The organism is Burkholderia sp. L-4 (genome assembly GCF_056856535.1).
On record NZ_JBXEOX010000001.1, the window covers coordinates 1897708 to 1923875 of the forward strand.

Consider the following 26168-nt stretch of genomic DNA (forward strand, 5'->3'; position numbering starts at 1 on the left):
GTGTCCGCATGCTTGCATTCGATACAGACGGCGCCGAGCGCCCGGCGGGTGACCGCCGAATGGGTTAACCTCGCCGATGAGATCGATGCGCAAATCAACAAGGCTCTTGCCACGCTTCGATGATGAGCCGCACGTGTTGGCCCTCAGCGCAGACTCCGGAGAGCGGCCGGAAAGTCTAGGCGCCGCGTCAATCAGATACGTCTGAAAAGACGGAAATTGTGGTTTTCCGTCAACGGTTTGGCAATTGTTGAGAGTCGTTTGTCAGCGTTTCGGTAAGCTCGCGTCCAATAAACCAACGAATGGACGCGGGCCGCGTCGACGAGAATGAACAAGAATACGCATCGCCTGGTGTTTTCCAGGTGTCGGGGTATGGTGGTGGCTGTCGCGGAGACAGCGGCAGCTGAAGGGAAATCCGCAACAGGCGAAGCTCGCGCGCGGCGGCGGCGGTCGTCGACGTCCAGCGCACGCGTCGTGGTGGCGGGCGTCGCCGCACTCGGCATGCTACCTACGCTGTCCGATGCGCAGATCATCCCGACGCCCGGCACCAGCACGCAGGTGATCCAGACGCCAAACGGCTTGCCCCAAGTCAACGTGGCCAAGCCTTCGGGGGCCGGCGTATCCGTCAACACCTACAACCAGTTCGATGTCCAAAAGGCTGGCGCGATCCTGAACAACTCGGCCACGATGGTTCAGACGCAGCAAGCGGGCTGGATCAACGGCAACCCGAATTACGGAGCCGGGCAGGCCGCGCGGATCATCGTCAACCAGGTCAACAGCCCGAACCCCTCTCAAATTCGCGGCGCCGTGGAGATCGCAGGCACTCGCGCGGAGCTGGTCATCGCTAACCCGTCCGGGATTTTCGTGGACGGGGGAACGTTCCTGAATACCAGTCGCGCGACCTTGACGACCGGCGTGCCGTTCTACGGCGCCGATGGTTCGCTCGCCGGATACAACGTCAACCGCGGGCTCGTGACCGTCTCGGGTGCCGGCTTGAATGCAACCGGTACCGATCAGGTCGATCTTATTGCCCGCGCGGTACAGGCCAATGCCGCGATCTATGCGAAAAACCTGAATGTGATCGCAGGCGCGGCTCAGGTCAGTCACGACACGCTTGCCGCGACGCCGATCACCGGCGACGGCCCAGCCCCGGCGGTCGCGATCGACGTGAGCCAGTTGGGCGGCATGTATGCCAACAGGATCGTCCTCGCGTCGAACGAATTTGGTGTGGGGGTCGCCAACGCCGGGACAATCGCGGCGCAGGCAGGCGACCTGACGCTGCAGTCGAACGGCCGGCTCGTGCTCACCGGCAAGACCACGGCAAGCGGCAATCTGGCGCTGTCGGCAGCGGGTGGCGTCCAGAATAGCGGCACGACATACGCGCAGCAATCGCTGTCGGCCAGCACAACCGCCGATCTCACGAACAGCGGGACGCTCGCGGCGCAGCAGAATACGACGGTAAATGCCGGCAGCGTCAATTCGACCGGCACCCTCGGTGCTGGCGTGAACAGCGACGGCTCCGTTGGGCACAGTGGCGACCTGAGCCTGACGGCGTCGGGCCAACTGAGCGCGATCGGCCAGAACGTAGCGGGCGGCAACGCGTCGCTGACCGGCGCCAGCGTGAATCTCGCCGGTTCCCAGACGGCAGCGAACGGCAATCTGTCGCTGAACGCGACAGCCGGCGACCTGAACCTGTCGAACGCGACGACGAGTGCGCAGGGCGCCATCCAGGCGAACGCATCTGGCACCGTGATCAACGATCACGGTAGCCTGTCGAGCGGCAGCAGCACGACGCTGACCGGCGGCAATCTGTCGAACCAGAATGGCAAGGTTTCATCGCAGGGGCGGTTGTCAGTCAACGTGGCTGGCCAGATCGCCAACCAGTCCGGCGAACTGGTATCCGAAAGCACGGCTGACCTGCGTGGCGGCGCTATTGCAAACAACCAGGGCACTCTTCAAAGTGCGGCTGGCATGACGGTGGCCGGTGCGTCGCTGGACAACACGGCGGGTCGTATCACGTTGCTCAATGGCGATGGCCTGTCGGTGACGACGAGCGGCCAATTGACCAATGCGGCGGGTACCACCGCGAACGGTGCGCAAGGCGGTGTCATCGGCGGCAACGGCGATGTGTCGGTCCAAGGCGCAAACGTTGTCAATCGCGGCGCGATCACATCCAACACGAATCTGCGGGTATCGGGCCAGTCGGTCGACAACGGCAGCGGCACGCTGCAGGCTGCGCAAAACGTCGCTGTCGATGCGGGCGCGCGCCTGATCAACAACGGCGGCTCCATCGTCGGCCAGACGGCAACGGTCAGTGGAACAACGCTCGATAACAGCGCGGGCACCGTGCAGGCTCACCAGGTGTCGTTGAACGCGACCGACCTCGTGAACCACGGCGGCACGATCACGCAGACCGGCGCGGGCGCGACGAGCGTGAACGTGTCGGGCACGCTCGACAACTCGAATGGCGGCACGCTGCAAACCAACAGTACTGACCTGACGCTCGCGCCTGCCGTGCTCGTCAACGATGGCGGGACGATCACGCATGCGGGCAACGGCACGCTGACGCTTGGCGGCGGTACGGGTTCGGTGTCGAACGCCGGTGGCGCGATCGCCAGCAACGGGCGCGTCGTCGCACAAACCGGCACGCTGAACAACACAGCGGGCTCGATCAACGCGCAGAACGGACTGACGGCAACCGTCGTCGGCACGCTGAACAATGCGAGCGGCAAGCTGTTGTCGAACACGGATCTGAACGTCGCGAGCGGTACGCTCGCGAACGATGGCGGCCAGATCGGCGCGAGCACGAACGCGACGATCCACGCGGACTCGATGACGAACCAGGGCGGTTCGATCGTCGGGCCGAACCTGTCGGTTACCGCCGATTCGACGCTGGACAACAGCGGCGGCAAGCTGGAGGCCAATCACCTCGCGCTGACGGCCGCGAATCTCGTGAACCACGGCGGTACGATCACGCAGTATGGATCGTCGGCGATGCGGATGAACGTCAGCGGCACGCTCGACAACTCGGCGGCCGGAGTGATCCAGACCAACGCGACGGACCTGACGCTCACGCCGGCCGAGCTGAACAACGCAGGCGGCACCATTACGCATGCCGGCGCCGGCACGCTGACGATTGCGCCGGGCAATGGAGCCAGCGCGCTGAACAACGCGTCGGGCACCATCGTGACGAAAGGGCAAGCGATCGTCAACGCAGCTGCCTGGAACAACGCGAGCGGTATCCTCGCCGCGCAGCGCGGCATCAACGCTACGATTGCGGGTGACGTGAACAACGCACAGGGTCTGCTGCGATCGGACGCATCGCTGTCGCTGAAGAACGGCGGTGCTCTGTCAAACCGAAGCGGCCACATTCAGGCGGGGCAATCGGTTGCGGGCGACACCAGCACGCTCGCCATTCAATCGGCCTCGATCGACAACGCGGACGGCGCCATTGTCGGTCTCGGTGCGGGCAAGATGACGGTGCAAGGCGGCAGCCAGATCACGAACAGCCATGCCGGCGGCGTAGCGGGCATGGGCGCGATTACCGGCAACGGCGATGTGACGGTCAGCGCAGCGTCGATCAGCAACACGCAGGGCGGTCAACTCAGCGGCGCATCGCTACATGTTCAGGGCAACACCCTGGACAACAGCGGCGGCCGCATTGGCAACGTCGCTGGCAACGTCACGAACTTGAATGGCGACGTGGACGTCGCGACGACCGGCGCGATCACGAATACCAATGGTCAGATCAGCTCGACGCATGATCTGTCGGTCGCGGCGGCCACGCTGCAGGGCGGCGGCACATACAGCGCGACGCACGACGCCAACGTGAACCTGCAGGGCGATTACACGGCGGCATCCGACACACAGTTCAACGTCGGTCACGATCTCGCCTTCACGCTGCCCGGCACTTTCACGAACAACGCGAACCTGCAATCGGTCAACAACCTGAGCGTCAACGCCGGCAACATCGTCAACGTGGGCGCCTTGACTGCCGGCGGCTTGCTGCATACGCAATCGACCAACCTGATCAATACCGGCGCGCTCGTGGGCGCCAGCGCCTCGCTCAACGCGACGAACACGATCTCGAACCTCGGGCCGACCGCGCTGATCGGTGCATCCGACAGCAACGGCACGCTGGAGATCCTCGCGCACGACATCGAAAACCGCGACGACACGACTGCGACAGATTCGATGGCGACGACCGCTATCTTCGGCATGGGCAAGGTCGTGCTGGGCGGCGGCAAGGACGCGAACGGCAACTACACGAACGCCGCGCTGGTCAACAATGTGTCTGCCCTGATCCAGTCCGAAGGCGACATGGACCTGCATGCGGACAAGATAACGAGCACGCGTCGCGTGATGAAGACGTCGACCAGCGCGATCGATCCGTCGCTGCTCGGCTAGTTCGGTATTCCGATCAGCGGCCGCACGGGTCAAGTCGGCGTGAAGGATCCGGACAGCATCGGCGGCGTCTACACCGAGCCGCCTCACGGCGGGCAGTGGAACAGTACGTATCAGTTCACGACCTACTATGCGGACAGCGCGACGGCGACGACCGTGACGGACATCAGCCCGGCTGCCCAGATCGTGTCCGGTGGCAAGATCGATGCGTCGTCGGTCGGCACGCTGCAAAACTACTGGAGCAACATCACGGCGGTCGACGACATCAACATGCCGGTCCACTACGACGCCGATGGCTGGGCCGCGTCCGGGCAGAAACTGCCGGGCGTGACGGTTTCCTACTCCGGGCAGTATCACTACAACAACTACGACAACAGCGAATACGACTGGAAATTGCCGTTCGGCAATGCGCCGTTCGTCGGTAGCCGCCCGGGCGGCTATACGCAGGCAGCACCGGCGTCGATCAAGGACTACAAGCTGCCGGGCTACTTTTCGACGATGAGCTCGAACGGTACGATTTCGGGCACGGGCGTCAGCGTCAGCAACACGGCGGGCAACGCATCGATTCCGTCGCTCGGCTTGCTGCCGGGACAGTCGGTGCCGGGCCTCACGCCCACCAACCTGAGCGGTAACGCGGACGGCGCGAAATCGGGTGCATCGGCCGTGCATGGCGGTCCGTCGGCGCCGGTCGATCCGATCATCGCCAGTGCGACGGCGCTGAACGTGCTGAACAACCTCACGATTCCGCAGGGTGGGCTCTACCGGCCGACTACCGCGCCGAATGCGAACTACGTGATCGAGACGAACCCGGCATTCACGAACCAGAAGAACTTCATTTCGAGCGACTACTTCTTCGGGCAGCTCGGCGTCGATCTCACGCACATTCCGAAGCGACTTGGTGACGGCTTCTACGAGCAGCAGCTCGTGCGCAACGAAGTCACGGCGCTGACCGGCAAGGCAGTGCTCGGACCGTACGCAGACTTGCAGACGATGTATCAATCGCTGATGGCAGCAGGCGCGGATCTGTCGAAGTCGCTCGATTTGCCGATCGGCGCGAGCCTGTCGGCCGATCAGGTGTCGAAGCTGACCAGCAACGTGATCATGATTGAAACGCGCGTGGTCGACGGTCAGTCGGTGCTGGTGCCGGTCGTGTATCTCGCGAAGGCCAGCCAGCAGAACGTCAACGGTCCGTTGATTAGCGCGACGAATATCGATTTCCAGAACGCGCAGTCGTTCACGAACAGTGGAACGATCAAGGCGGACAACACGCTGGCGATCCAGGGTAAGCAGATCGACAACGCGTTCGGCGCGCTGCAAAGCGGCGGGCTGATGTCGCTGAAGACCGAGAACAACATCGATCTGACGTCGGCGAGCGTCAAAGCCGGCAGTCTGCAGCTGGACGCCGGCAAGGACCTGATTCTCGATACGGCGACGAAGACGAACACACGCGTGAGCCGCGATGGCGCGACGAGCGTGGTGACGACGCTCGGGCCAACCGCCAAACTGGACGTCGCGGGCAATGCGTCGATCGTCACCGGCGGCAACTTCCAGCAGAACGCGGGCAACCTGTCGGTCGGCGGCAATCTCGGGATGAACGTCGGCGGCAACTGGGATCTCGGTGCGGCCCAGACCGGCGAGCACAAGATCGTGCAGCGGGCCAACGGTGTGTCGAACACCGACATCAACATGGTCACCGGCAGCTCGGTGACGGTCGGTGGGCAGTCGAACGTCGTCGTGGGCGGTGATCTGACGGCCAAAGGCGCACAAATCGACCTCGGCAAGGGCGGCACGATCGCGGCCAAGGGCAACGTGACGCTCGGCGCGGCGAGCACGACGTCGACGGTGAACAGCAACAGTTCGGGCAGCGACAGTCACGGCAGCTACGCGGAGACGTTGCACACGTCCGATCAGGCGCTGACCGGTACGACGCTCAAGGGTGGCGACACGGTCAATATCGTGTCGGGCAAGGATATAACGCTCTCCGGTAGCACGATCAGCCTCGATAAGGGCAACGCGAACCTGCTGGCGGCCGGCGATGTGAACGTCGGTGCGGCAACCGAGACGCACGAGCTGAATTCGCACGAAACGCATAGCCACAGCAATGTCGTAAGCGGCGTGAAGGTCGCCAGCGGGATCGACCAGACGGCAACCTACAGCCAGGGCAGCACGGTCTCGGCGGATGGTGTAACGGTTGCAAGCGGCCGAGACATCAACGTGACGGGCAGCAACATCGTCGGCACGACCGACGTGACCCTGAAGGCCACGCGCGACGTCAACATTAAGACCTCGCAAGATACGATCCGGTCGTTCACGTACTACGAAAAGCAGGAGTCCGGCCTGCTGTCGAATGGCGGCCTGTCGGTTTCAATCGGTTCGCGGTCGCAATCGGACAAGCAGCAGTCCGCCAGCGTGAAGAACAACGGCAGCGCGATCGGCGCGCTCGACGGCAATCTGACTGTGAGCGCCGGCAACGATATGCATGCGACAGGTAGTCTTCTCCATGCCGGCAACGATCTCGCCGTGGTGGGCAAGACCGTCACGATCGATTCGGCTTACGACACGATGAGCCAGGCGGAGCAGCAACAGTTCCGCCAGGCCGGCCTGTCGGTCGGATTCACCAATCCGGTTGTGGCCGCGGTACAGACGGGCCGGCAAATGGCCGAGGCCGCGCAGCACACCAAAGGCGATGCCCGCCTGACGGCATTGGCAGCGGCCACCACCGGGCTGGCAGCGAAGAACCTCTATGATGGCGCCGCGAGCGGTAACCCGGCGCAATCGCCGACGAGCGTCGGGGTCAGTATTTCGTTGGGCGCAAGCAAGAGCGACAACCAGTCGCAGGCGCAGGCCAGCACAGCCGTTGGCAGCACGGTATCGGCAGGTCGAAACGTCACGATCGCAGCGTCAGGCGCAGGCGCCGCCAGCAATATCAATGTGATCGGCAGCACGGTGTCGGCCGGCAACAAGGCGTTGTTGGCCGCCGACGGCGACGTGAGCCTGCAAGCCGCACAGAGCACCAGCAGTCAGCATTCCACCAACAGCGGATCGAGCGCGTCGGTCGGTATTGCATTTACCGTCGGTTCGCAAAACGGCTTCTCACTCAATGCGGGTGTAGCCGGCAATCGTGGACATGCGGACGGCGATTCGACGACGTGGACGAACACGCATGTCACCGCAGGCGATACGCTGACGATCAAATCAGGCGGCGATACGAATCTGAAAGGCGCCGTGGCGTCAGGCAAGCAGGTCGTGGCCGAAGTAGGCGGTAACCTGAATGTCGAGAGCTTGCAGGACAAGGACCATTACGATTCGAAGCAGCAAAGCGCAGGCGTGTCGGTCAGCGTCTGCGTGCCGCCCTTCTGTTATGGCGGTTCGTCCAGCGCGGCGGCAAACTTCGACCAGCAGAAAATGCACAGCGACTACGCCGCGGTAGGTGAGCAGTCCGGCATCAAGGCTGGCGACGGCGGGTTCCAGGTCAACGTCAAAGGCAACACTGATCTCAAGGGTGGCGTCATCGCGAGCAGCGACAAGGCCGTCCAGGACGGCGTCAACAGCTTGACGACTGCGACGCTCACGCACAGCGACATCGAAAACCATGCGTCGTACGACGCGTCTTCGATCGGACTGTCTGGCGGTGTCGGCGGGCAGATCGGCAAGGATCAGAAAGGCACGGCGACCAACGTGAATCCGGTGCCGGGGACGACGCTGCCGAAGGGCGACGGCGGATTGCAGGTAGCGCCTCCGGTGGCCCTCAGTGCGTCGGGCGATGCCAATTCCACCACGAAGAGCGGTATCAGCGGCGGCGCCATTACCATCACCGACGGTGCGAAGCAGCAGCAATTGATGGGGCAGACGGCCGCCGAAGCGGTCGCCAGCGTCAATCGCGATACGTCGAACACTGGCGGTGCGCTCGCCCCGATCTTCGACAAGGACAAGATTCAGGCCGGCTTCGACATTACGAGTCAGTTCACTAATCAGGCTGGGACATTCGTCGCGAATCGCGCGGCAGAAGCCGACGCAGCAAAGGCCGCCGCGAAAAATCCGAATCTGACGCCGGAGCAACGCGCGGCCGCCCAGCAGCGCGCCGACGAACTGAACGCCAATTGGGGACCGAGCGGCACGTATCGACAAGTGCTCACGGCCCTGTCGGTGGCCGCAGGCGGCAATGTGACAGGTGGCCTGGGCCAATTCGCGCAGAACGCCACGGTGGCCTATTTGCAAGAGCTCGGTGCGAACCAGATAAAGCAGATTGCCGACAACCTCGGCAGCGAAGAAGCGCGTGCAGCACTTCATGCGATTGCTGGGTGTGCCGGCGCGGCCGCCGGCAGCCAGAGCTGCGGTGCGGGCGCAATGGGCGCGGCGACCAGCTCCGTGCTCGGTAGTCTGCTCGCGCCGTCGACGAACTTGTCGGCATCGGAGCGCGAAGCGCGTGACAATCTGGTGGCCAGCTTGGTTGCCGGCGTCGCGGCCGTGTCGGGCCAGAATGTGGCCACGGCGACCGGTGCTGGCAAAATCGAGGTGGAGAACAATCAGATTTCACCGATGGCACCGGTTCCAGGCTGGTTCGCTGGATTCAAGCTGCCGGGGTATAAGGGCGAGACAACAGGCAAGGGTGATGGTGTGATTGCTGATCCGGCAACGGAGCTGGATCCAAGTATCAAACCGGGTTCGTTGATTTCGCCGTTGCCTGATGCCAAGAAGATCAGTGACTGGATCACGGAAATCATTCCGGATCAGGCGAAGGGGCTCGTTGACTATGTCCTTCACTCGAATGGATCATCGTCATCCGGTAAGGAAGGATTGAATTTTGACACGAAAGTTGAAGCCAAGGATGGCGGTTATGTAGATGTCGAGTTATCCGCCAGACAGAAGTTTGATAAAAATGGCTCCGTTGTTGACAGCAAGTTTGCGCAAAGTGATCTGATTGGTCGTTACTCTCCAGATGGGAATTTTCACATAGACTGGTACGGGACTACGGTGTCTGGGCGAGGTGTTGGAACAGATATGATTTCCAAGGCAATAGAATCCGTTGGAGCAGGTAAGGTGAAAACAGTGTCTGCTCAGTTGGGTAATGCAAACCGTGATGCTTACAATTCGGCGACCTCTTCTGGGATTTCGCCGGCTCAAGCAGTTTGGGCTACTCCGCTAGGGAAATCGATGAACTCTCTCGGATTTAAAGGTGTTGAGATCAATGGGTATAACGTTAAATTCTATCGGTAGATGATCATGGGAAAGGTGGAAATTATAAGGCTAATGCTGAGCGCTGGAAGGGCAAAGGATATGTTGGACTTCGTTGAGGGCGAGTCGCGTTATCTTTCCGAAGCGTCTGGCGGCGTGCCGCAGGATCCTGAACTCAAGCGAATTTGGATTATGGTGGTACATCATCTGCGTTTTTTAGCAGAATTCGGAGGTGATGTATCGATTCAATCGTCTGGCGGCAGGGTGTATAGATCATATCCTGACGAATTCGATAGGTGGTTAAGCGCGGGTGCGCCTGGAATTTCAGAAATTGATATTAAAAGATATTTGGAAGAAAATCCTATTGAGTGAGTAGGGTATTAGATGAGGCAAATGATGGTGAAGTACCTTGCCGTAGAAGATGGCTGTAAGGCTATGTTTGTATTTTCGGGGTCGCAACTTCAATAGAGGTGATGGAGAGCCAATCGATGTCTTGAACGACATTCCGATCGAACCGAGTCACGAGCCCGTCCCCGCCCGTGATGGTGGGAAAGAATTCGTGCCTCGGTGGCCGCAAGACCGTGCAAAAGTAGATCCGTATCGCAGACCGGGATATTGACATGACGAACCTCTCATTAGCTCAGCGTTTCCAAGAAGCTAGAGCACCCAAAATTGAAGTTGACGGTCGGGAGATATACGGTTTGTATGAGATCGATGAATCTTCTGGTGAAACAGTGCTGCCCCTTGATTTTTATAAAAAACGACAAATATAAAGGCGTCGAATTGTGGCATTGAGATTAACAATCAAATTCTGACGGATTTTGTTATATGGGCGGATCATGGCCCGAAACATATTCCGATGAATGTCATGATTAAGAGTGGTGGGAAGGCCGTCCTTAAAGTTTGGAATGTTTTGAAATGTGATGACGTTTCGCATGCATGGAATGCAAATGCTGGAATGTTGGTGAAAAAAGACGATCGGCATATCACATTCCATTGCAGCGACGGGATGGGTGATCCGGATTTTGAAGGCCTTGTGTTTACGATTGAGATCGGCAAAGTGGCCAAATAGCCACGGTATAGGGCCAGTAAAAAACTAACCATCAAATGACAATAACCAGACAGCTGGCGGCCGTACCCTTCGTCGCCTTAATGGTGGTGGCCGTGCAGGCGCAGCAAGCCCCGACGCCGACAGACCAAGCCGCTGCTGCGCGCGCGAATGCGGAGCAGGAGCGCCAGGCGCAACAGCAACGCGATGCGCAGCAGCGCGACGCCGCGGTGCATGCGCCTTCGGTTCGTTCTGAGGTGCCGCGCATCGAAGCATATCCCGCGATTCCGGCCGAAACTCCGTGTTTTCGCGTTGACCGGTTTGCTCTCGACGTACCGGACGCGCTGCCCAGCGCAGCGAAGGCGCAGGGCGCGTCGACGTTGCCGATGGACCGCTTCGCCTTCGCGCGCGAATGGCTTGAGCACTACACCGGCCAGTGTGTCGGCAAACAGGGGCTCGACATGTTGGTCAAAGGCCTGTCGCAAGCGATCCTGGCGCGCGGGTATGTCACGACGCGCGTGCTGCTGCCAGAACAAGATCTTTCGACCGGCACCCTCAAGTTTTCGCTGATCCCCGGGGTGATCCGCCACGTGCGCTTCGCCGACGAGAAACTGCGCGGCACGTGGAAGACCGCGTTTCCAACGGACGACGGTGAACTGCTGAACGTTCGCGATCTCGAACAAGGCCTTGAGCAAATGAAACGCGTGTCGAGCCAGGACGTCTCGATGCAGATCGTGCCGGCCGAGCTGCCAGGCGAAAGTGATGTCGTACTCGACGTGAAGCGCGGCAAACCGTGGACCGTCGTTGCGTCCGTAGACAACTCCGGCACGCGTGCGACTGGCAAGCTGCAGGGCAATCTGTCGCTCGGCATCGACAATCCGCTCGGCCTGAACGACATTTTCAACGTCGGCGTGAGCCAGGATCTGGAATTTGGTGACAAGCGCCTCGGCTCGCACGGCTGGAACGGCTTCTATTCAATTCCGTGGGGCTACTGGACGGCCACGCTGTCCGCTTACACGAACACGTACTACCAGCAGATTGCTGGCGTGAATCAGACATTCGTCGCGAGCGGCAATTCGAAGACGGTCGATTTCAAGCTTGCCCGCGTATTGGCGCGCAGCCAGAACGACGTGTTCGGCGCCTACGCTCGCCTGTCGCGCCGTTTTGGACAAAGCTTTATCGAAGACACCGAGATCTCGCAGCAGCGCCGCAATAACACGATGATCGAACTCGGCCTGACCGATCGCCACTACTTCGGCGGCGCGCAGTTCGACGGCTCACTTGCATATCGTCAAGGTGTCGGTGGATTGGGCGCTCAGGGCGATACGTTGGCGGCGGGTGGCGGGCCGGCCTATCGCTTCAAAATGGCGGTGCTCGACGCGAACTTGTCGATGCCGTTTGCCATCTGCAAGCAGCCATTTCGCTATGTCGGCACATTCCACGGTCAGTACACCGGAAACACGCTTTACTACATTGATGACTTGACGATTGGCAGTCGCTATACGGTGCGCGGGTTCGATGGCGAGACGATGCTCGCCGCAGCACGCGGATTCTACTGGCGCAACGAATTGCAGGCGCCGATCGGGCAGACGGGGCAGGCAGTTTATGCGGGACTCGACTATGGTCGCGTATGGGGCCCGCAGCCGGTCGCGCTGGTCGGCACGCAACTGGCGGGCGCGGTGATCGGCGTGAAGGGCAGCGTCGCGACGCGTTTCGGCGGGTACGGCTATGACCTGTTTGCCGGCACGCCGGTGTACAAGCCCTCCGGTTTTCCGACGAACCGGGTCACGCTCGGATTCCAGCTAACCGCCCAGTTCTGATGAACGCCCGATCGAGCCACCCGACACTTCGCCGATCCGATACCGCTGGCGAGGACAAGGAACTGACGGCATTTCTGACCGCCCAGCTCGACAAGATCTTGTCCGCGAGTCACGAACCGCGTCCCCGCTGTCCGCGCTGTGGCGGCGGCCACATCACCAGCGCGGGATTTCGAACGCGGCCCATCGGTCGGCTACCGATGTTCGAGTGCAAGACTTGCCGGCGTTACTTTAGCCGCACCGCCAACACCCCGCTCGGCGAGAAGCACCTCAAGAAGCTCGATTTGTTCGTGTCCCTGCTGTCGCAGCCGATCTCGTGCACGGATGCGGGTGAACGCATGGGCAGCCTGTCGAATGACATCAGCCAACGTGTGGCGGCCTGGCGCGCGTGGCTGTTGCGGCTCGACCCGAGCGGCAAGTGGGAGCGCCGCGTGAAGCTCGGTGGCCGCCCCACCGAACTGGAACCTGCGCCACTGGCCTTCACCGAAATCGGCGCATGCGAAGACCTCGCCTTGACGGCCCGTCTGACGCGCGAATTCGACGAACTGAATTCGCTCAGCCATTGGCCCCCGCGTTGTCCGGACTGCGGCAGTCACCAGACGCGTTTCGATGAATGCCCGAACGGCGCCTTCCCGCGGTTCAAATGCGCAAATTGCGGAACCAAATTCACTCGGCGCCGGGGCACACCGTTCGTCAACACGAAGATGAGCTCGCTCGAGCGCATGCGCCTGTTCATTCGGCACCTGTCGCTGCCGTTGTCGGTCATGCAGGTGGCGGACCTTGTCGGCACGAGCCATGGGATGGTCCAGAAGTGGCACAACATGTTCACCGAATTTGCGGATCGGCTCGAACCGAGTGGCAGTCTTTCGGCGCGGATCCGGTTGGGCGTCGAACCGACAGCAGCGACGCCGTGTCCGTTTTGCGGTCGCGTCGGCAGTGCGCAGCAGGTCGATGGTCGCGGGTGGGCATGCGCGGGTTGCGGGCGGCTGTTCTCGATGCGACGCAAGGTGACCGACCGCAACGGCCGGTTGCAAATCATGGCCGTTGAAGCGTAACGTATCGGGGCGCCTGGCCATGCCGGGCGGATTGAAAGAACGAATCGTTTTGATCGATGAGCAAGCAAGCTTTATCCCGGCCCCCGCGGCCACCGCGCACGAAGGAAATGCTGTTTCCGCTGGCAACGACCAAGGTGCGCGCGCTGTCGCTCGAAAACCATCTCGCCCTGGCGACGGTTCGCGCCGGGCGCGGCGATTTCGGCCAGATTTGTTGCCTGATCCGGGTCGTCTACCTCGCGTACTTTATGCGGGGCGAGACCGCGGCGGGCGATGATGTCCACTCACCGCCAGGCCGAGGCCGCGCTCGACGCGTGTATCAAGCGCATCGAGCAGGATCAGCCCTGCCTGTTGCTCGACCACGAGCAGATGGTGGTCGAGCGCGTGCTAGTGCTGCACGACGAGCAACTGGCTTCGCTACCTAGAGGCGTGGGAGCAACTGCAGCGCTTCATCGCGAGCGGCAAACATTCGCCGATTCCGGCGCCGGCGGCCGGTTAGCGCCGGCGATGGCAGAGAGAGGGATGCGAATTTCAGTGATGGCAGCGAGATAACTTTTCTTATCACAACACCACGATTGAATATCCAAACTCGTCACTTCAAAAACGCTTCCGACATCGAACAGGGGGTCACCTCGCAGGGCAGGGCAGCGAACACGCGCCGTCAATCCGGCGCGTTCAGCCGCGCCAACAGCACCGTCAGCACGTCCGCCGTCGCCCGCGCGACACCGTGAGCGGTCGTGTCGACCAGCGCATGCGCGCATTCGCGATACAGCGGGTCGCGCATCCGGTATTGCGCGGCGAGCGTTTGCCGCGGTTCGGCCACCTGCAGCAGCGGCCGCCGCGTGTCGTCGCGGGTCCGGCGCCACAACGCATCGGGATCCGCATGCAGGTAGACCACGCAGCCGCGTTCGTTCAGGCGCGCGCGGGTGCGCGGATTCAGGATCGCGCCCCCGCCGGTCGCCACGATCACGTTCGCGCGCTGCGTCAGTTCGTCGACGATATGCGTTTCGAGCAGCCGGAAACCGCGTTCGCCGACGCTGTCGAACAGCGCGGCGACCGAGCGGCCCGTGCGCCGCTCGATCTCGTCGTCGCTGTCGGCGAACCCCCAGCCGAGGGATGCCGCCAGTGCACGGCCGAGCGTCGACTTGCCCGCGCCCATCATGCCGACCAGGAACGCGCGAGCGGGCAGCGCACGCGCACCGGCCGTCACGACGACGGCGCTCATAGCCGCCGGGCGAGCGGCCAGCCGGCCCGCGTCGCCAGGCAGATCCGCCGCGTGCGCACCGCGTCCGACAGCGTATCGAGCGCCGCGCCGGTCGACGCGTCGTCGGCGTCCAGCAGCGCGCCGAGCACCTGTTCGTCGGGATTGCCCGCTGCGAGGTGTTCGGCCGCCTCCGCCGCAATGGTCCGCGGCGTGCGGTCCGCCCCCCCGTCGCCCGTGCCGGTCGCGCCATCGCACGACCAGCCCGTAGAGCAGCGCACCGCCAGGCACGACCGTGTCGTCACGTGCCGCCGCCGGGCCGTCCGGCGTCGTACACCGTGTGACCCAGCTCGCGAACTCGAGCAGCGACGCATCGTGCGCGAGCGTCGCCGCGTCGAGCGCGACGGCCACGCCGGCGTCCCGCAACCGGCCGAGCAGCGGCCGCACGCCGTCGTGCGCGCCGCCGCACGGCTGCAGCAGCACCTCCAGCTCGTCCTCGTGGCGGTACGCGAGCACACGGTGCCGCTCGAGCGCAGCCGGCTCGAGCAGCGCCTGCGCCGCCTGACGGACGATCACGATCGCACGATCGTCACGCCGCTCGACGATCGCGCCGATCCGGCGCCGGGCGCGCGCCACCGGGCAGTTCACGTGTCGCTCCCGACCGCGTGAGCGCGGCTCACAGCGAACCCTGGAATTCGAGCACGCGCGTCTTGAATTCGTCGGGCACGGCCAGCGTCGTGTTGTTCGCGTAATCGAACATCACGTGCGTCGACACGCCGCGCGCGACGATGGTCTGGTCGTCGCGCTCCATCAGGTGTTCGAGATCGAAGCTCTTGCTGCCGAAGCGCACGATGCTCGAGCGGATCGTCAGGTTGTCGCCGAATTGCGCCGGTGCGAGGTACTCGCATTGCGTCTTCACCATGATGTGCGGCAGCTTCTCGCTGCGCGGCAGGCCGAGCAGGTCGAACATGTAGCAGAGGTACGAATGCTGCAGATAGTCGTAATAGACGGGACTGCTCACATGCCCCATCGAATCCGTATCGCGATACTTGACGTGAATGGGCGTTTCGTAATGTCGCTTCGCCATGGTGATTCTCCGCAATGACTGGGTTGATTTATATTTTCTTGCCCGAGTGGCCTGTCGGGCATCCGAAAATTAATCGAACGACTATCGGGCCGCCACTATCAGAACGAATAGCAACCCCGCGTGGAGCCCCGGAAAATCAAGACTTCCCTTCAACCGGATCGCTCCCCTGATTTCCAAATGAAAATCGAATGACCGACCGCCTTCGCCTCCTGCAACCCAGCACGACAGATGCCGGAATTATCGAATTCGACGCTTATTTCCCTCATTCATAAGGTTATGAATTAGAAACTGATAAATGTGTTAGTTGCGCACCAAAAGCGCCATTCAATACAGTCGCGCTGTAGTAAAAAGTCCCGTTCATTATCGACAGGAGGGCAGTCCCCATGCATGCAAACGCCTGGACGACAAACCGCGACGCCGTGCTGCGCTTGCCGTCCCCTGCGGATCTGGCCCGCGCGCTGCCGCCGGCCTTGCGCGCGTCGCGCACCGTTCATACGACCCGCCGTGCGATCGTCGACGTGCTCGACGGCACGGACGACCGGCTCGTGGTCATCGCCGGTCCGTGCTCGGTGCACGATCCGGCCGCCGCGCGCGACTACGCGGCACGGCTCGCGCTGCAACGCGCGCGCTTCGCCGACGAGCTGGAAATCGTGATGCGCGTGTACTTCGAGAAGCCGCGCACGACCATCGGCTGGAAAGGGCTGATCAACGATCCGCTGCTGGACGGCAGCGACCGGATCGATGCCGGGCTGCAGGCGGCCCGCGCGCTGCTGTGCGACATCAACGGTGCGGAGATGCCGGCGGCGACCGAGTTTCTCGATCCGCTGTCGCCGCGCTACCTCGCGGATCTGGTTGCGTGGGGCGCGATCGGCGCGCGCACCGTGGAGTCGCAGGTGCATCGCGAGCTGGCGTCGTCGCTGCCGATCCCGATCGGCTTCAAGAACGGCACCGACGGCAACGTCCAGGTGGCCGTCGATGCGATGCGCGCGGCGGCGCATCCGCACCGGTTCCTGTCGATCGATGCGGATGGCCGGTTATGCGCGGCCGCGTCGCCCGGCAATCCGCACACGCACGTCGTGCTGCGCGGCGGGCGCGAGCCGAATTTCGACGCGGCCGCCGTGAATGCGGCATGCGAGCGCATGACCGGCGCGCAGGTCGCGCCGCGCGTGATGATCGACGTCAGTCACGGCAACAGCCGCCGCCAATACCGCAACCAGCTCGGTGTCGGCGCGGAAGTCGCCGCGCAGGTGGCGGCCGGCGATACGCGCATCGTCGGCGTGCTGATCGAGTCGAACCTGATCGAAGGGCGGCAGGACCTCGTGCCCGGCGTGCCGCTGCGCTACGGGCAGAGCATCACCGACGCGTGCCTGTCGTTCGCCGATACCGCGCGGCTCTTCGAGACGCTCGCTCACGCCGTGCGTACGCGGCGACGCGGCCATGCGCTGCCGCCCGGCGTCGAGTTCGCACACGAGCCGCTGCTCGCGTGCTGCGCGTGAGCGGCCCGGCGCGCTGCGCTCAGACGGCGGCTTCGTCATGAATCCGCGTCGCGTCGCCGGCCCATGCGTCGCGATAGCGGGCCAGCCAGTGCTCGGCCTGGGTCGGCGCGCCGGCGACGATCGCGTCGAGCGGGGCGAGATACCTCGATTCGTCGTGGCCGGCCGCGTCCCGGCGCGCCCGCGCACGCAGGCCGCGATGCGCGATCGCAAGCGCGTCGGCCGCCAGCGCGCGCAATGAACGGCCGTCGACGCGCGTGTCGAGCCCGGTACGCGGCACGTCGCGACGCAGCGTGAGCAGCGTGCCGCGGTCGATCCCGGCCGCCAGCGTCTCGGCCTCCGACAGCGCGGCCGGATCGTACAGCAGGCCGGTCCAGAACGCGGACAACGCGACCATCATGTCGGGCGAGCCGGCATCGGCGCCGCGCATTTCGAGATAGCGCTTGAGCCGGACCTCGGTAAACACCGTCGTCAGGTGGTCCGCGAAATCCCCCAGTGTCGGCGTCTCGCCTTCGAGATGCGGAATGCGCCGCCGCATGAAATCGCGGAACGTGTGCCCGGTCGCCTCCGCATAACGATCGCCGCGCCGCACGAAATACATCGGCACGTTGTCGAGCAGCCAGCTCACGTAGCGCTCGAAGCCGAAGCTGCGCGACAGGAACAGGGCCGGCGCGCCGCAACGATCCTCGTCGGTGTCGAGCCACGTGTGCGCACGCGTCGACAGCAGGCCCGACGGGCGGCCGTCGCGAAACGGCGAATTCGCGAACAGCGCGGTCGCGACCGGCTGCAGCGCGAGCGACACGCGCATCTTGCGCGCCATGTCGCTTTCCGACGCGAAATCGAGGTTGACCTGCACGGTGCAGGTGCGCTGCATCATGTCGAGCCCGCGCGTGCCGACGCGCGGCATGTAGCGCCGCATGATCCCGTAGCGCTGCTTCGGCATCCACGGCAGCGCTTCGCGCGACAGGTGAGGGTGAAAACCGAGCGGCACGCAGCGCAGGCCGAGCGGATCGCATGCCGCGCGGGCCGCGGCGAGGTGTGCATGCAGTTCGGCGTGCGTGTCGTGCAGCGTATCGAGCGGCGCGCCCGACAGTTCGAGCTGGCCGGCCGGCTCGAGCGAGATCGCCGCGCCGTCGCGCTGGATCACGCCGACGACCTGGCCGGCATCGACGATCGGCGTTCCGTCGCCGCGCAGCCGCTCGAGCACCGCGGCAATGCCGGACGATCCCTCGTAACGCGCGGCCGCGTGCGTCGCGCGGGCCACGACGAACTTCTCGTGCTCGGTGCCGATCCGGAACCGCGCGGCCGGCTTGCAGCCGGCGGCCAGATGATCGGCGAGCTGCTGCTCGGAGACGATCGGCGTGTTGTCCGATCCGACGGCATTCGACATCGACATCCTCCACAGGTCACATTGAGCGACCGACCGGCCGGTCGCACGGCGACTATAGCGACGTCGCCGCGCGCGCAGTACTGGCAGGGGTGATAGGGCGTCGTGCGATTCCGCGCCGCGTTACGGCTGCTTGCGCTTCGCGAAGTAGTGCGCGGGCGAATCGCCGAACGCGCGGCGGAACATCGCGATGAAATTGCTCGGCGTCGCATAGCCGAGCGCGTCGGCGATGTTGGCGACGCTGTCGCCGTTCGCCAGCCGTTCGAGCGCGTGCGTGAGCCGCGCCTGCTGCCGCCACTGCGCGAAGCTCGTGCCGGTTTCCGCGACGAACAGCCGGCTCAGCGTCCGGGCGGACAACCCGGCCCATTCGGCCCACGCGTCGAGCGTGCGGCTGTCGTGCGGCTGCCCGAGGATCGCGTTCGCGATGCGCAGCAACCGCCGGTCGTGCGGCATCGGCAAGTGCAGCGGTTCGTGCGGCGCGCGCCGCATCTCGTCGAGCAGCACGACGCTGATGCGCGCCTGTTCGATGTCGAGCCGGTCCTGGTCGGCCCACGACACCGCGCGCCGCACGAGCGCGCGCATCAGGTCGGTGATCGCGATCACGCACGGTTGATCCGGCATCCGGCGGCTCGCGGCCGGCGCGATCACGACGCTCCAGCCGCTCAACGCACCGCTGATGCTGACCTTGTGCTGCTCGCCCGGCGGAATCCAGCCCGCGCGATGCGGCGGCAGCAGCCACGAACCGTGCGGCGTGCGCACGTGCGCGAAACCGCTTTCCACGCAGAACACCTGGCCTCGCAGATGGCTGTGCCAGTCGACCTCGCGCGTGCCGAGCTGATACGCGTTGCTGCCGTCGTCCTCGCCCCAGACAGCGATCAGCGACGGGCCGTCCGCGCGTTCGCTCGGATCGGCGTCGGCGCGTGGCATGGCACGGGAGGGAGAAGCTTCTCGGATGGGCATGGCCGGAATTCATTATTTTTTGTCTAAACAACATTATCAGCTTTGCCCGGGAGCGTCCAACAATGCGTGTCGTGTTCAAACCCAATCGAAGCAGAGGAATGCGATGCATGCAGCACTTGCTCCCTCGCCACGCGATGCCGTCGCGCTGCGCGTCCTGTCGCGAACGGCCGTTGCCGTGGCGCTCGCCCTGCTCGGCGCCTGCGCGAGCCGCGACGGGCTCGCGCCCGCCGGCACGCTGCGCGGCGCCGATACGCTCGCCGCGTCGCGCAGCCTCGCGCATGCACCGATCGCCGACTGGCCGGCCGCCGACTGGTGGCTTGCGTTGCACGATGCGCAGCTGGATGCATTGATCGACGAAGCGCTGGCCGGCAATCCCGATCTCGCGACCGCCGATGCGCGCGCGCGCGAGGCGCAGGCGCTGGTGATCGAAGCGCAGGCCGCGCGACTGCCGCACCTCGTCGGCCGCGCGAGCGCGAAGGGCGAACGCACGTCCGGCACGCAGTTTTCGACGGACCAGGGCGGCGGTGTCTTCAGCCACACACGCGAGATCAATCTCGGCCTGAGCTGGGATCTCGATCTGTGGGGCGGCCGCCGGGCGACGTGGGAAGCCGCGCTCGGCGAAGCGCGTGCGGCGCGGATCGATGCGCAGGCCGCGCGCGTGCTGCTGTCCGTCAACGTCGCGCGCGCCTACGTGAATCTCGCCTATGCGTTCGATCAGCAGGATGTCGCGCAGGCCGAATTCGACCGCGCCGACGAAGCGCTGTCGCTGACGCGCCAGCGCGTCACGAAAGGCATCGACAACGTCGCGCAGCAGCGCCAGGCGGAAAGCGAAGTCGCGGCGGCGACGCGCGAGCAGGCCCGCGCGGCGCAGGCGATCGACAGCGCGCGCATCGCGCTCGCGATCCTGCTCGGCGCCGGCCCCGATCGCGGCCTCGCGCTCGCGCGGCCCGCGCCGCTGCCGACCGCCGCGCTCGCGGTGCCGGCCGACCTGCCGGCCGCGCTGCTCGGCCGGCGCGCCGACCTCGTCGCCGCGCGCTGGCGCGTGGAGGCCGCGAGCCGCAACGTCGCGGCCGCCCGCGCGGATTTTCTGCCCGACGTCAGTCTCACCGCGCTGATCGGGCTCGCGACGCGCGGCGGCGCATCGCTGTTCCAGGCCGCCTCGCGCACCTACAACGTCAACCCGGCCGTGAGCCTGCCGATCTTCGACGGCGGCGAACGGCGCGGTGTGCTGCGCAAGCGCGACGCGCAATACGACCTCGCGGTCGCCGGCTACAACAAGACGCTGATCGGCGCGATCGGCGAGGTGGCGGACGATCTGCACCGGCTGCGTTCGCTCGCCCAGCAGGCCGATGCGCAGCAACGTGCGTTCGACTCCGCCGCCGATGCATGGCGGCTCGCGGACGCGCGCTACCGGGCCGGCGTCGGCAGCTATCTCGATGCGCTCGTCGTGCGCCAGCAGCTGCTGATCGCGAGCCGCGAGGTCGCCGCGCTGCGCGCCCAGCGCGCGGACCAGTCGCTGCAGCTCGTCGCGGCGCTCGGCGGCGGCTTCCGCGCCGAGCCGGACGACGTCGCGCTCGCCGCCACTCCTTCCCACCGTCCTTGACATCGAACCATGAGCAGCGACAACACCTTGCAGACTCCCGCGCGACCGGCAGCCGCCGATTCCGCCAGTGCCCGCCAGCAACCCGCGGCCGACCACACCGGTGCGCCGCGCGCGCCGGGCGCACCGGACGCCCGCGCGCAACCGTCGCCGGGCGGCGCCGCACCGGCGACGCCGCCGCCCGCGCGACGCAAGCACCTCGTGCGCGCGCTCGTCGGCGTGTTCGCGTTCGGCATCGTCGGCTGGGGCATCTGGTACGCGCTCGTCGGCCGCTGGTACGAAGCCACCGACAACGCCTACGCGCAAGGCAACGTCGTCGAGCTGACGCCGCAGGTAACGGGCACCGTCGTGTCGATCGACGCGGACGACGGCAACCTCGTGCGCGCCGGCACGCCGCTCGTCCGTCTCGACGCGAGCGACGCGCAGATCGCGCTCGCGGCCGCGCAGGCCGATCTCGCGGCCACGGTCCGCAAGGTGCGCGGCCTGTACAGCAATGAACGCGGGCTCGCGAACAGCATCGACGGCGCACGCGCCGACCTCGACGCGCGACGTACCGCGCTCGACAAGGCGAAGGCCGATTACCGGCGCCGCGAGGACCTCGGCCGTTCCGGCGCGATCTCGCGCGAGGAGCTTGCGCACGCGCTCGACACGCTGACGTCCGCGCAAAGCGCATATGCCGCCGCGCAAAGCGCGCTCGCCACGTTGAGCGAACAGCACCAGACGAGCAAGGCGCTCGTCGACGATACCGCGGTCGCGTCGCATCCCGATGTCCAGGCCGCGGCCTCGCGGCTGCGCGCCGCGTATCTCGCCCGCGCGCGCACCGATATCGTCGCGCCCGTCACCGGCTATGTCGCGAAACGCACGGTACAGGTCGGGCAGCGCGTGTCGCCCGGCGTGCCGTTGCTTGCGGTCGTGCCGCTGCGCGAGCTGTGGGTCGACGCGAACTTCACCGAGAAGCAGCTCGAACACATGCGGATCGGGCAACCGGTCGAGCTGACGGCCGACCTGTACGGCGACGCGGTGCGCTACACGGGCCGCGTGCAGAGCCTCGGCGTCGGCACCGGCAGCGCGTTCTCGCTGCTGCCCGCGCAGAACGCGACCGGCAACTGGATCAAGATCGTCCAGCGGCTGCCGGTGCGCATCGAACTGACGGATCCGGCGCAGCTCGACGCGCATCCGTTGCGCATCGGCCTGTCGATGCACGCGCGCGTCGACCAGCACGACCGCGGCGGCGCGATGCTGTCGCGCCGCGAGCAGCGTTCGCCGGTGTTCCGCACCGACGTGTACCGCGACGAACTCGCGCGCGCCGACGGCCTGATCGCCGACGTCGTGCACGCGAACCTGCCGGCGGCGGTACGCACGGAGCGTGCGCAATGAGCGGCCCGATGCCGGCCGCCGATGCCGGTTTTCGTCCGTCGAGCGTCGCGCTGACGACGTTCGGCCTCGCGCTCGCGGTCTTCATGCAGGTGCTCGACGGCACCGTCGCGAACGTGTCGCTGCCGACCATCGCCGGCAACTTCGGCGTGAGCACGACGCAGAGCGCCTGGGTCGTCACGACGTTCTCGGTCAGCAATGCGATCGCGCTGCCGCTGACCGGGTTTCTCGTCAAGCGCGTCGGCCAGGTGAGGCTGTTCGTATGGGCGACGCTGGCGTTTACGTTCGCGTCGCTCCTGTGCGGCCTCGCGCAGAACCTGCCGCAGCTCGTCGCGTTCCGCGCGCTGCAGGGCCTCGTGGCCGGGCCGATGATTCCGACCACGCAAGCGCTGATGTTGTCGATCTACCCGCCGCAGCGGCGCGGCTTCGCGCTGTCGATGATCGCGATGGTCACCGTCGTCGCGCCGATCGCGGGCCCCGTGTTCGGCGGCTGGGTGACGGAACATTACTCGTGGCGCTGGGCGTTCCTGATCAATCTGCCGATCGGCGTGTTCGCCGCGATGTGCGTGTTCGCGCAGATGCGGGCGCGCGTCGAGACGACGGTCGCCGCGCGCGTCGACTACGTCGGGCTGGCCGCGCTCATCGTCGGCGTCGGCGCGCTGCAGATCGTGCTCGACAAGGGCAACGAGGCCGACTGGTTCAACTCGACGTTCATCGTCGTGATGTCGGTGGTCGCCGCGTTCGGGATCGCGCTGTTCCTGATCTGGGAGCTCAACGAACCGAATCCGATCGTGAACCTGCGGCTGTTCGCGCATCGCAACTTCGCGGCCGGCACGCTGACGCTCGTGCTCGCGTACTCGGCCTTCTTCGCGGTCAACGTGATCGTGCCGCAGTGGCTGCAGCGCACGCTCGGCTACACGGCGTTCTGGGCCGGGCTGGCGGTCGCGCCGATGGGCGTGATCCCCGTGCTGATGACGCCGTTCATGGGCAAGTACGCGCCGCGCTTCAACATGCGTGTGCTCGTGTGCTGCGCGTTCGCGATCCTCGGCACGTCGTCGTTCCTGCGCGCGGGCTTCGTACCCGACATCGACTTCACGCACATCGCGCTGATCCAGCTGCTGCAGGGCCTCGGCCTTGCGCTGTTCATCATGCCGATCAACAGCATCCTGCTGTCCGACCTGAAGCCGGACGAAATCGCCGCGGGCTCCGGCCTGTCGACGTTCCTGCGCACGCTCGGCGCGAGCTTCGCGGTGTCGATCACGTCGTTCCTGTGGGACCGGCGCGCCATCCTGCATCACGCGCAGCTCAGCGAACACCTGAGCGGTTTCGATCCGGCCGTGCGTGCCGAGGTCGCACGGCTCGGCGGCGGCGATCCGCAACGCGCGGCGACGCTGCTCGGCAACCTGGTCGATGCGCAGGCGTACCAGATCTCGTTCAACGACGTGTCGTTCGCGCTCGGCTGCGTGTATCTCGCCGTGATCGCGGTGGTGTGGCTCGCCCGCCCGCCGTTCGGCCCCGGCGCGGCCGCGAAACGATGAAGCGGGCGCTGCGCGGCCCGTTCCGACCCATGCTGTTCAATTCGATGGAGATTGACCCGATGCCTACCTCTCACGCTGGAAACACGCCGCCCGAACTGGCGACGCTCGCCGTGTTCGACGTCACGGAATTTCCGCTCGTCGTCGTGCGCAACGACGCGATCGCATCCGGCGGCTACGCGCAGCGCTGGCTCGACGACATGCACGCGCTGATGCGGCACGGCGAGCCGTTTGTCATGATCTTTCCGCCGGCCCGCCCGGACGAGCCGCACGACGACCGCAAGGAACGCGGCATGTGGCTCAAGCAGAACCGTGCCGCGCTTGCCGCGGTCTGCCGCGCGCTCGTGTCGGTCGAACCGGACCCGACCGAGCGCGAAGCGGCCATCGCGAACGCGTCCGGCATCGAAAAGGCGTTCGGGATTCCGTTCGACGTGACGGCTTCGCTCGACGACGCGAAGCACGCGGGTCGGCGACGTCTGACCGAGGCGCTCTAGCGCGGCCCGTTCGCGCGCAACGCCTCGAACCGGTTGCGCAAGTCCGCCTGACTGCAGATTCCAACTAATAAACGGGGTGGCTTGTATGAAAGGACTGGATTGTCTGAAATGGTTGGTACCCGGCGACACGGACGCGTCATGGCAGCGGATGACCGACGCGGCCGCCGGAATGGGATTCGACAAGGTCGTGCTGATCGTGTTGCCGTTTACCGGCGCGTCGTTCGATCTCGCGCGCAAGTGGAGCAGCGGCGTGCCGGGCTGGACGGCGCTGTATCGGCAGCGCCAGTTCGACCGCGTCGACCCGATGCTGCGGCATTGCTTCCGTTCGGCACTGCCGCTCGTATGGGACGACGCGCTGTTCGCGCAGCCCGGGCAGCGGCCGTGCTACGAAGCGGCGGCCGCGTACGGCATGCGCAGCGGCGTCGTGCTGCCCGTGCGCGGCGCGAAAGGGGAGGTCGGCATGCTGTCGTGCGCGAGCGCGGACGATCTTGCCGCCACGCGCGAGCGCTGCGACCGTCACCTCGCGGCGCTGACGCTGCTGCGCGACGTCGCGTGCGAAGCGATCGCCGGCACGCCGTGCCACGCACCGCCCGACAGCGTGCCGCGGCTGAGCCGGCGGGAAGTCGAGTGTCTGCGCTGGCATGCGGCCGGCAAGACGTCGTGGGAAATCGGCCACATCCTGAACGTGACCGAGTCGTGCATCAATTTCCACTTCATGAACATCCGCCGCAAGTTCAACGTGTCACGTCGGCATGAAGCCGTGCTGCGCGCGGTCGAGTGGGGGCTGATCAGTATCTCCGACGTGACGGTGCCGACCTGATGCCGGCGCATCGTCGAGCCAGCGGTCGAGAAACGCGCTGAGCCACGCAGCCGTCGCGCGGTCGTGCCGCCGGCCTTCGCTCGCCTGCGTCGCGAGATCCTGCGCGCCGGGCGCCGCCAGCTTGTGCGCGGCGGCCGTGCTCCAGCGCCGCATCATCGGAAAGCTGACTTCCGGATGGAACTGGACGCCGTACGCGCGCTGCCCGTGGCGCACGGCCTGGTTCTCGAAGTGCTCGCCGGTCGCGAGGATCTCGAGCCCGGCAACGCGCTCGAAGCCCTCGCGATGCCACTGGTACACGTGCGACGGCCATGAACCGAGTCGCCGGCCGGCGTGCGTCGCGGCGATCGGCCAGTAGCCGATTTCCGCGCGCCCGTCGCGGTGCGCCGTCACGCGGCCGCCCAGATGACGGATCATCATCTGCGCGCCGAGGCAAACGCCGAGAAACGGTGCCGACTCGCGCAGCGGCACGCCGATCCAGTCGATCTCGTCGCGGATCCAGCGATCGCCGTCGTTGGCGCTCATCGGGCCGCCGAACACCACGGCGCCCGCATGCCCGGCAAGCGTCGCCGGCAGCGGGTCGCCGAGCGGCGGGCGGCGGATGTCGAGCGGATGGCCGCGCGCGGCCAGCAGCCGCCCGATCCGGCCGGGGCTCGACTGTTCGCGATGCAGTACGATCAGGATCGGACGAAGTGCGGAGTGCGTCATGTCGTGTGGTCGGATAGAA

General features: G+C 65.2%; 18 protein-coding genes and 2 pseudogenes. 14 read left to right on the forward strand and 6 right to left on the reverse strand.

Annotation, left to right across the window (positions count from 1 at the left end):
- Positions 1-324 precede the first annotated feature (324 nt).
- The 7 genes and pseudogenes from AC1VVG_RS08845 to AC1VVG_RS08875 all read left to right on the forward strand — a co-directional run bounded on the left by AC1VVG_RS08845 (position 325) and on the right by AC1VVG_RS08875 (position 13992).
- Positions 325-9618 (forward strand): annotated as a pseudogene (locus tag AC1VVG_RS08845) (hemagglutinin repeat-containing protein).
- A 6-nt stretch (positions 9619-9624) separates the two neighbouring features.
- Positions 9625-9948, forward strand: a complete 324-nt coding sequence (locus AC1VVG_RS08850; RefSeq protein WP_146124186.1) for a hypothetical protein — start codon at positions 9625-9627, stop codon at positions 9946-9948.
- 248 nt (positions 9949-10196) lie between these two features.
- Entirely contained in the window at positions 10197-10349 is a 153-nt protein-coding gene (locus AC1VVG_RS08855; RefSeq protein WP_482835519.1) for a hypothetical protein, read from the forward strand.
- A gap of 86 nt (positions 10350-10435) precedes the next feature.
- The gene (locus tag AC1VVG_RS08860; RefSeq protein ID WP_482835520.1) at positions 10436-10648 is read left to right on the forward strand and encodes a hypothetical protein; all 213 of its coding nucleotides are present in this window, start codon (positions 10436-10438) and stop codon (positions 10646-10648) included.
- Positions 10649-10728: 80 nt separating this feature from the next.
- Complete coding sequence (locus AC1VVG_RS08865) at positions 10729-12444, forward strand: ShlB/FhaC/HecB family hemolysin secretion/activation protein (protein WP_482835898.1); 1716 nt, start codon at positions 10729-10731, stop codon at positions 12442-12444.
- Positions 12444-13496 (forward strand): DUF746 domain-containing protein, encoded by a 1053-nt coding sequence (locus tag AC1VVG_RS08870; protein ID WP_425551634.1) that lies wholly within the window; start codon positions 12444-12446, stop codon positions 13494-13496. The genes AC1VVG_RS08865 and AC1VVG_RS08870 overlap by 1 nt, the downstream gene beginning before the upstream one ends.
- Positions 13497-13552: 56 nt before the next feature.
- Positions 13553-13992 (forward strand): annotated as a pseudogene (locus AC1VVG_RS08875) (hypothetical protein).
- Positions 13993-14154: 162 nt separating this feature from the next.
- On the opposite strand, the gene AC1VVG_RS08880 reads toward AC1VVG_RS08875, so the two are convergent.
- Both AC1VVG_RS08880 and AC1VVG_RS08885 read right to left on the reverse strand, forming a co-directional pair.
- Positions 14155-14718 carry a shikimate kinase gene (locus tag AC1VVG_RS08880; protein WP_051700918.1) on the reverse strand — a complete coding sequence of 188 codons (564 nt, stop codon included), beginning with the start codon at positions 14716-14718 and terminating at the stop codon, positions 14155-14157.
- Positions 14715-14975, reverse strand: coding sequence for a hypothetical protein (locus AC1VVG_RS08885; RefSeq protein ID WP_482835521.1), 261 nt, complete (start codon positions 14973-14975; stop codon positions 14715-14717). Before AC1VVG_RS08885 ends, AC1VVG_RS08880 begins: the two co-directional genes overlap by 4 nt.
- Positions 14976-15069: 94 nt before the next feature.
- On the opposite strand from AC1VVG_RS08885, the gene AC1VVG_RS08890 reads away from it, so the two are divergent.
- Positions 15070-15363 (forward strand): hypothetical protein, encoded by a 294-nt coding sequence (locus AC1VVG_RS08890; RefSeq protein ID WP_482835522.1) that lies wholly within the window; start codon positions 15070-15072, stop codon positions 15361-15363.
- A gap of 7 nt (positions 15364-15370) precedes the next feature.
- Here the strand turns inward: AC1VVG_RS08890 and AC1VVG_RS08895 are convergent, their stop codons facing one another.
- Complete coding sequence (locus AC1VVG_RS08895; protein ID WP_034186859.1) at positions 15371-15781, reverse strand: acyl-CoA thioesterase; 411 nt, start codon at positions 15779-15781, stop codon at positions 15371-15373.
- A gap of 383 nt (positions 15782-16164) precedes the next feature.
- Between AC1VVG_RS08895 and AC1VVG_RS08900 the strand changes: the two genes are divergently transcribed.
- On the forward strand, positions 16165-17277 hold the full coding sequence (locus AC1VVG_RS08900) for a 3-deoxy-7-phosphoheptulonate synthase (protein ID WP_063896725.1): 1113 nt from the start codon (positions 16165-16167) through the stop codon (positions 17275-17277).
- Positions 17278-17296: 19 nt separating this feature from the next.
- Here AC1VVG_RS08900 and AC1VVG_RS08905 read toward each other — a convergent pair whose 3' ends face one another.
- Both AC1VVG_RS08905 and AC1VVG_RS08910 read right to left on the reverse strand, forming a co-directional pair.
- A complete protein-coding gene (locus tag AC1VVG_RS08905; RefSeq protein WP_059557851.1) occupies positions 17297-18664 on the reverse strand; it encodes a glutamate--cysteine ligase in 1368 nt (455 codons plus the stop codon).
- 120 nt (positions 18665-18784) lie between these two features.
- Entirely contained in the window at positions 18785-19621 is an 837-nt protein-coding gene (locus AC1VVG_RS08910) for an AraC family transcriptional regulator (RefSeq protein WP_059557657.1), read from the reverse strand.
- A 103-nt stretch (positions 19622-19724) separates the two neighbouring features.
- Between AC1VVG_RS08910 and AC1VVG_RS08915 the strand changes: the two genes are divergently transcribed.
- From AC1VVG_RS08915 to AC1VVG_RS08935, 5 genes are all read left to right on the forward strand, one after another.
- Positions 19725-21224 carry an efflux transporter outer membrane subunit gene (locus AC1VVG_RS08915; RefSeq protein WP_051700916.1) on the forward strand — a complete coding sequence of 500 codons (1500 nt, stop codon included), beginning with the start codon at positions 19725-19727 and terminating at the stop codon, positions 21222-21224.
- 9 nt (positions 21225-21233) lie between these two features.
- Entirely contained in the window at positions 21234-22598 is a 1365-nt protein-coding gene (locus AC1VVG_RS08920; RefSeq protein ID WP_482835523.1) for an EmrA/EmrK family multidrug efflux transporter periplasmic adaptor subunit, read from the forward strand.
- Positions 22595-24133, forward strand: a complete 1539-nt coding sequence (locus AC1VVG_RS08925) for a DHA2 family efflux MFS transporter permease subunit (protein ID WP_069706256.1) — start codon at positions 22595-22597, stop codon at positions 24131-24133. The genes AC1VVG_RS08920 and AC1VVG_RS08925 overlap by 4 nt, the downstream gene beginning before the upstream one ends.
- A 59-nt stretch (positions 24134-24192) precedes the next feature.
- Positions 24193-24624: a hypothetical protein gene (locus AC1VVG_RS08930; RefSeq protein ID WP_049034540.1), complete on the forward strand. Its 432-nt coding sequence runs from the start codon at positions 24193-24195 to the stop codon at positions 24622-24624.
- Between the two features lie 85 nt (positions 24625-24709).
- Positions 24710-25444, forward strand: a complete 735-nt coding sequence (locus AC1VVG_RS08935; protein WP_059557651.1) for an autoinducer binding domain-containing protein — start codon at positions 24710-24712, stop codon at positions 25442-25444.
- On the opposite strand, the gene AC1VVG_RS08940 is transcribed toward AC1VVG_RS08935, so the two are convergent.
- Positions 25367-26149: a glutamine amidotransferase gene (locus AC1VVG_RS08940; RefSeq protein WP_124669048.1), complete on the reverse strand. Its 783-nt coding sequence runs from the start codon at positions 26147-26149 to the stop codon at positions 25367-25369. The genes AC1VVG_RS08935 and AC1VVG_RS08940 overlap by 78 nt on opposite strands.
- Positions 26150-26168 lie beyond the last annotated feature (19 nt).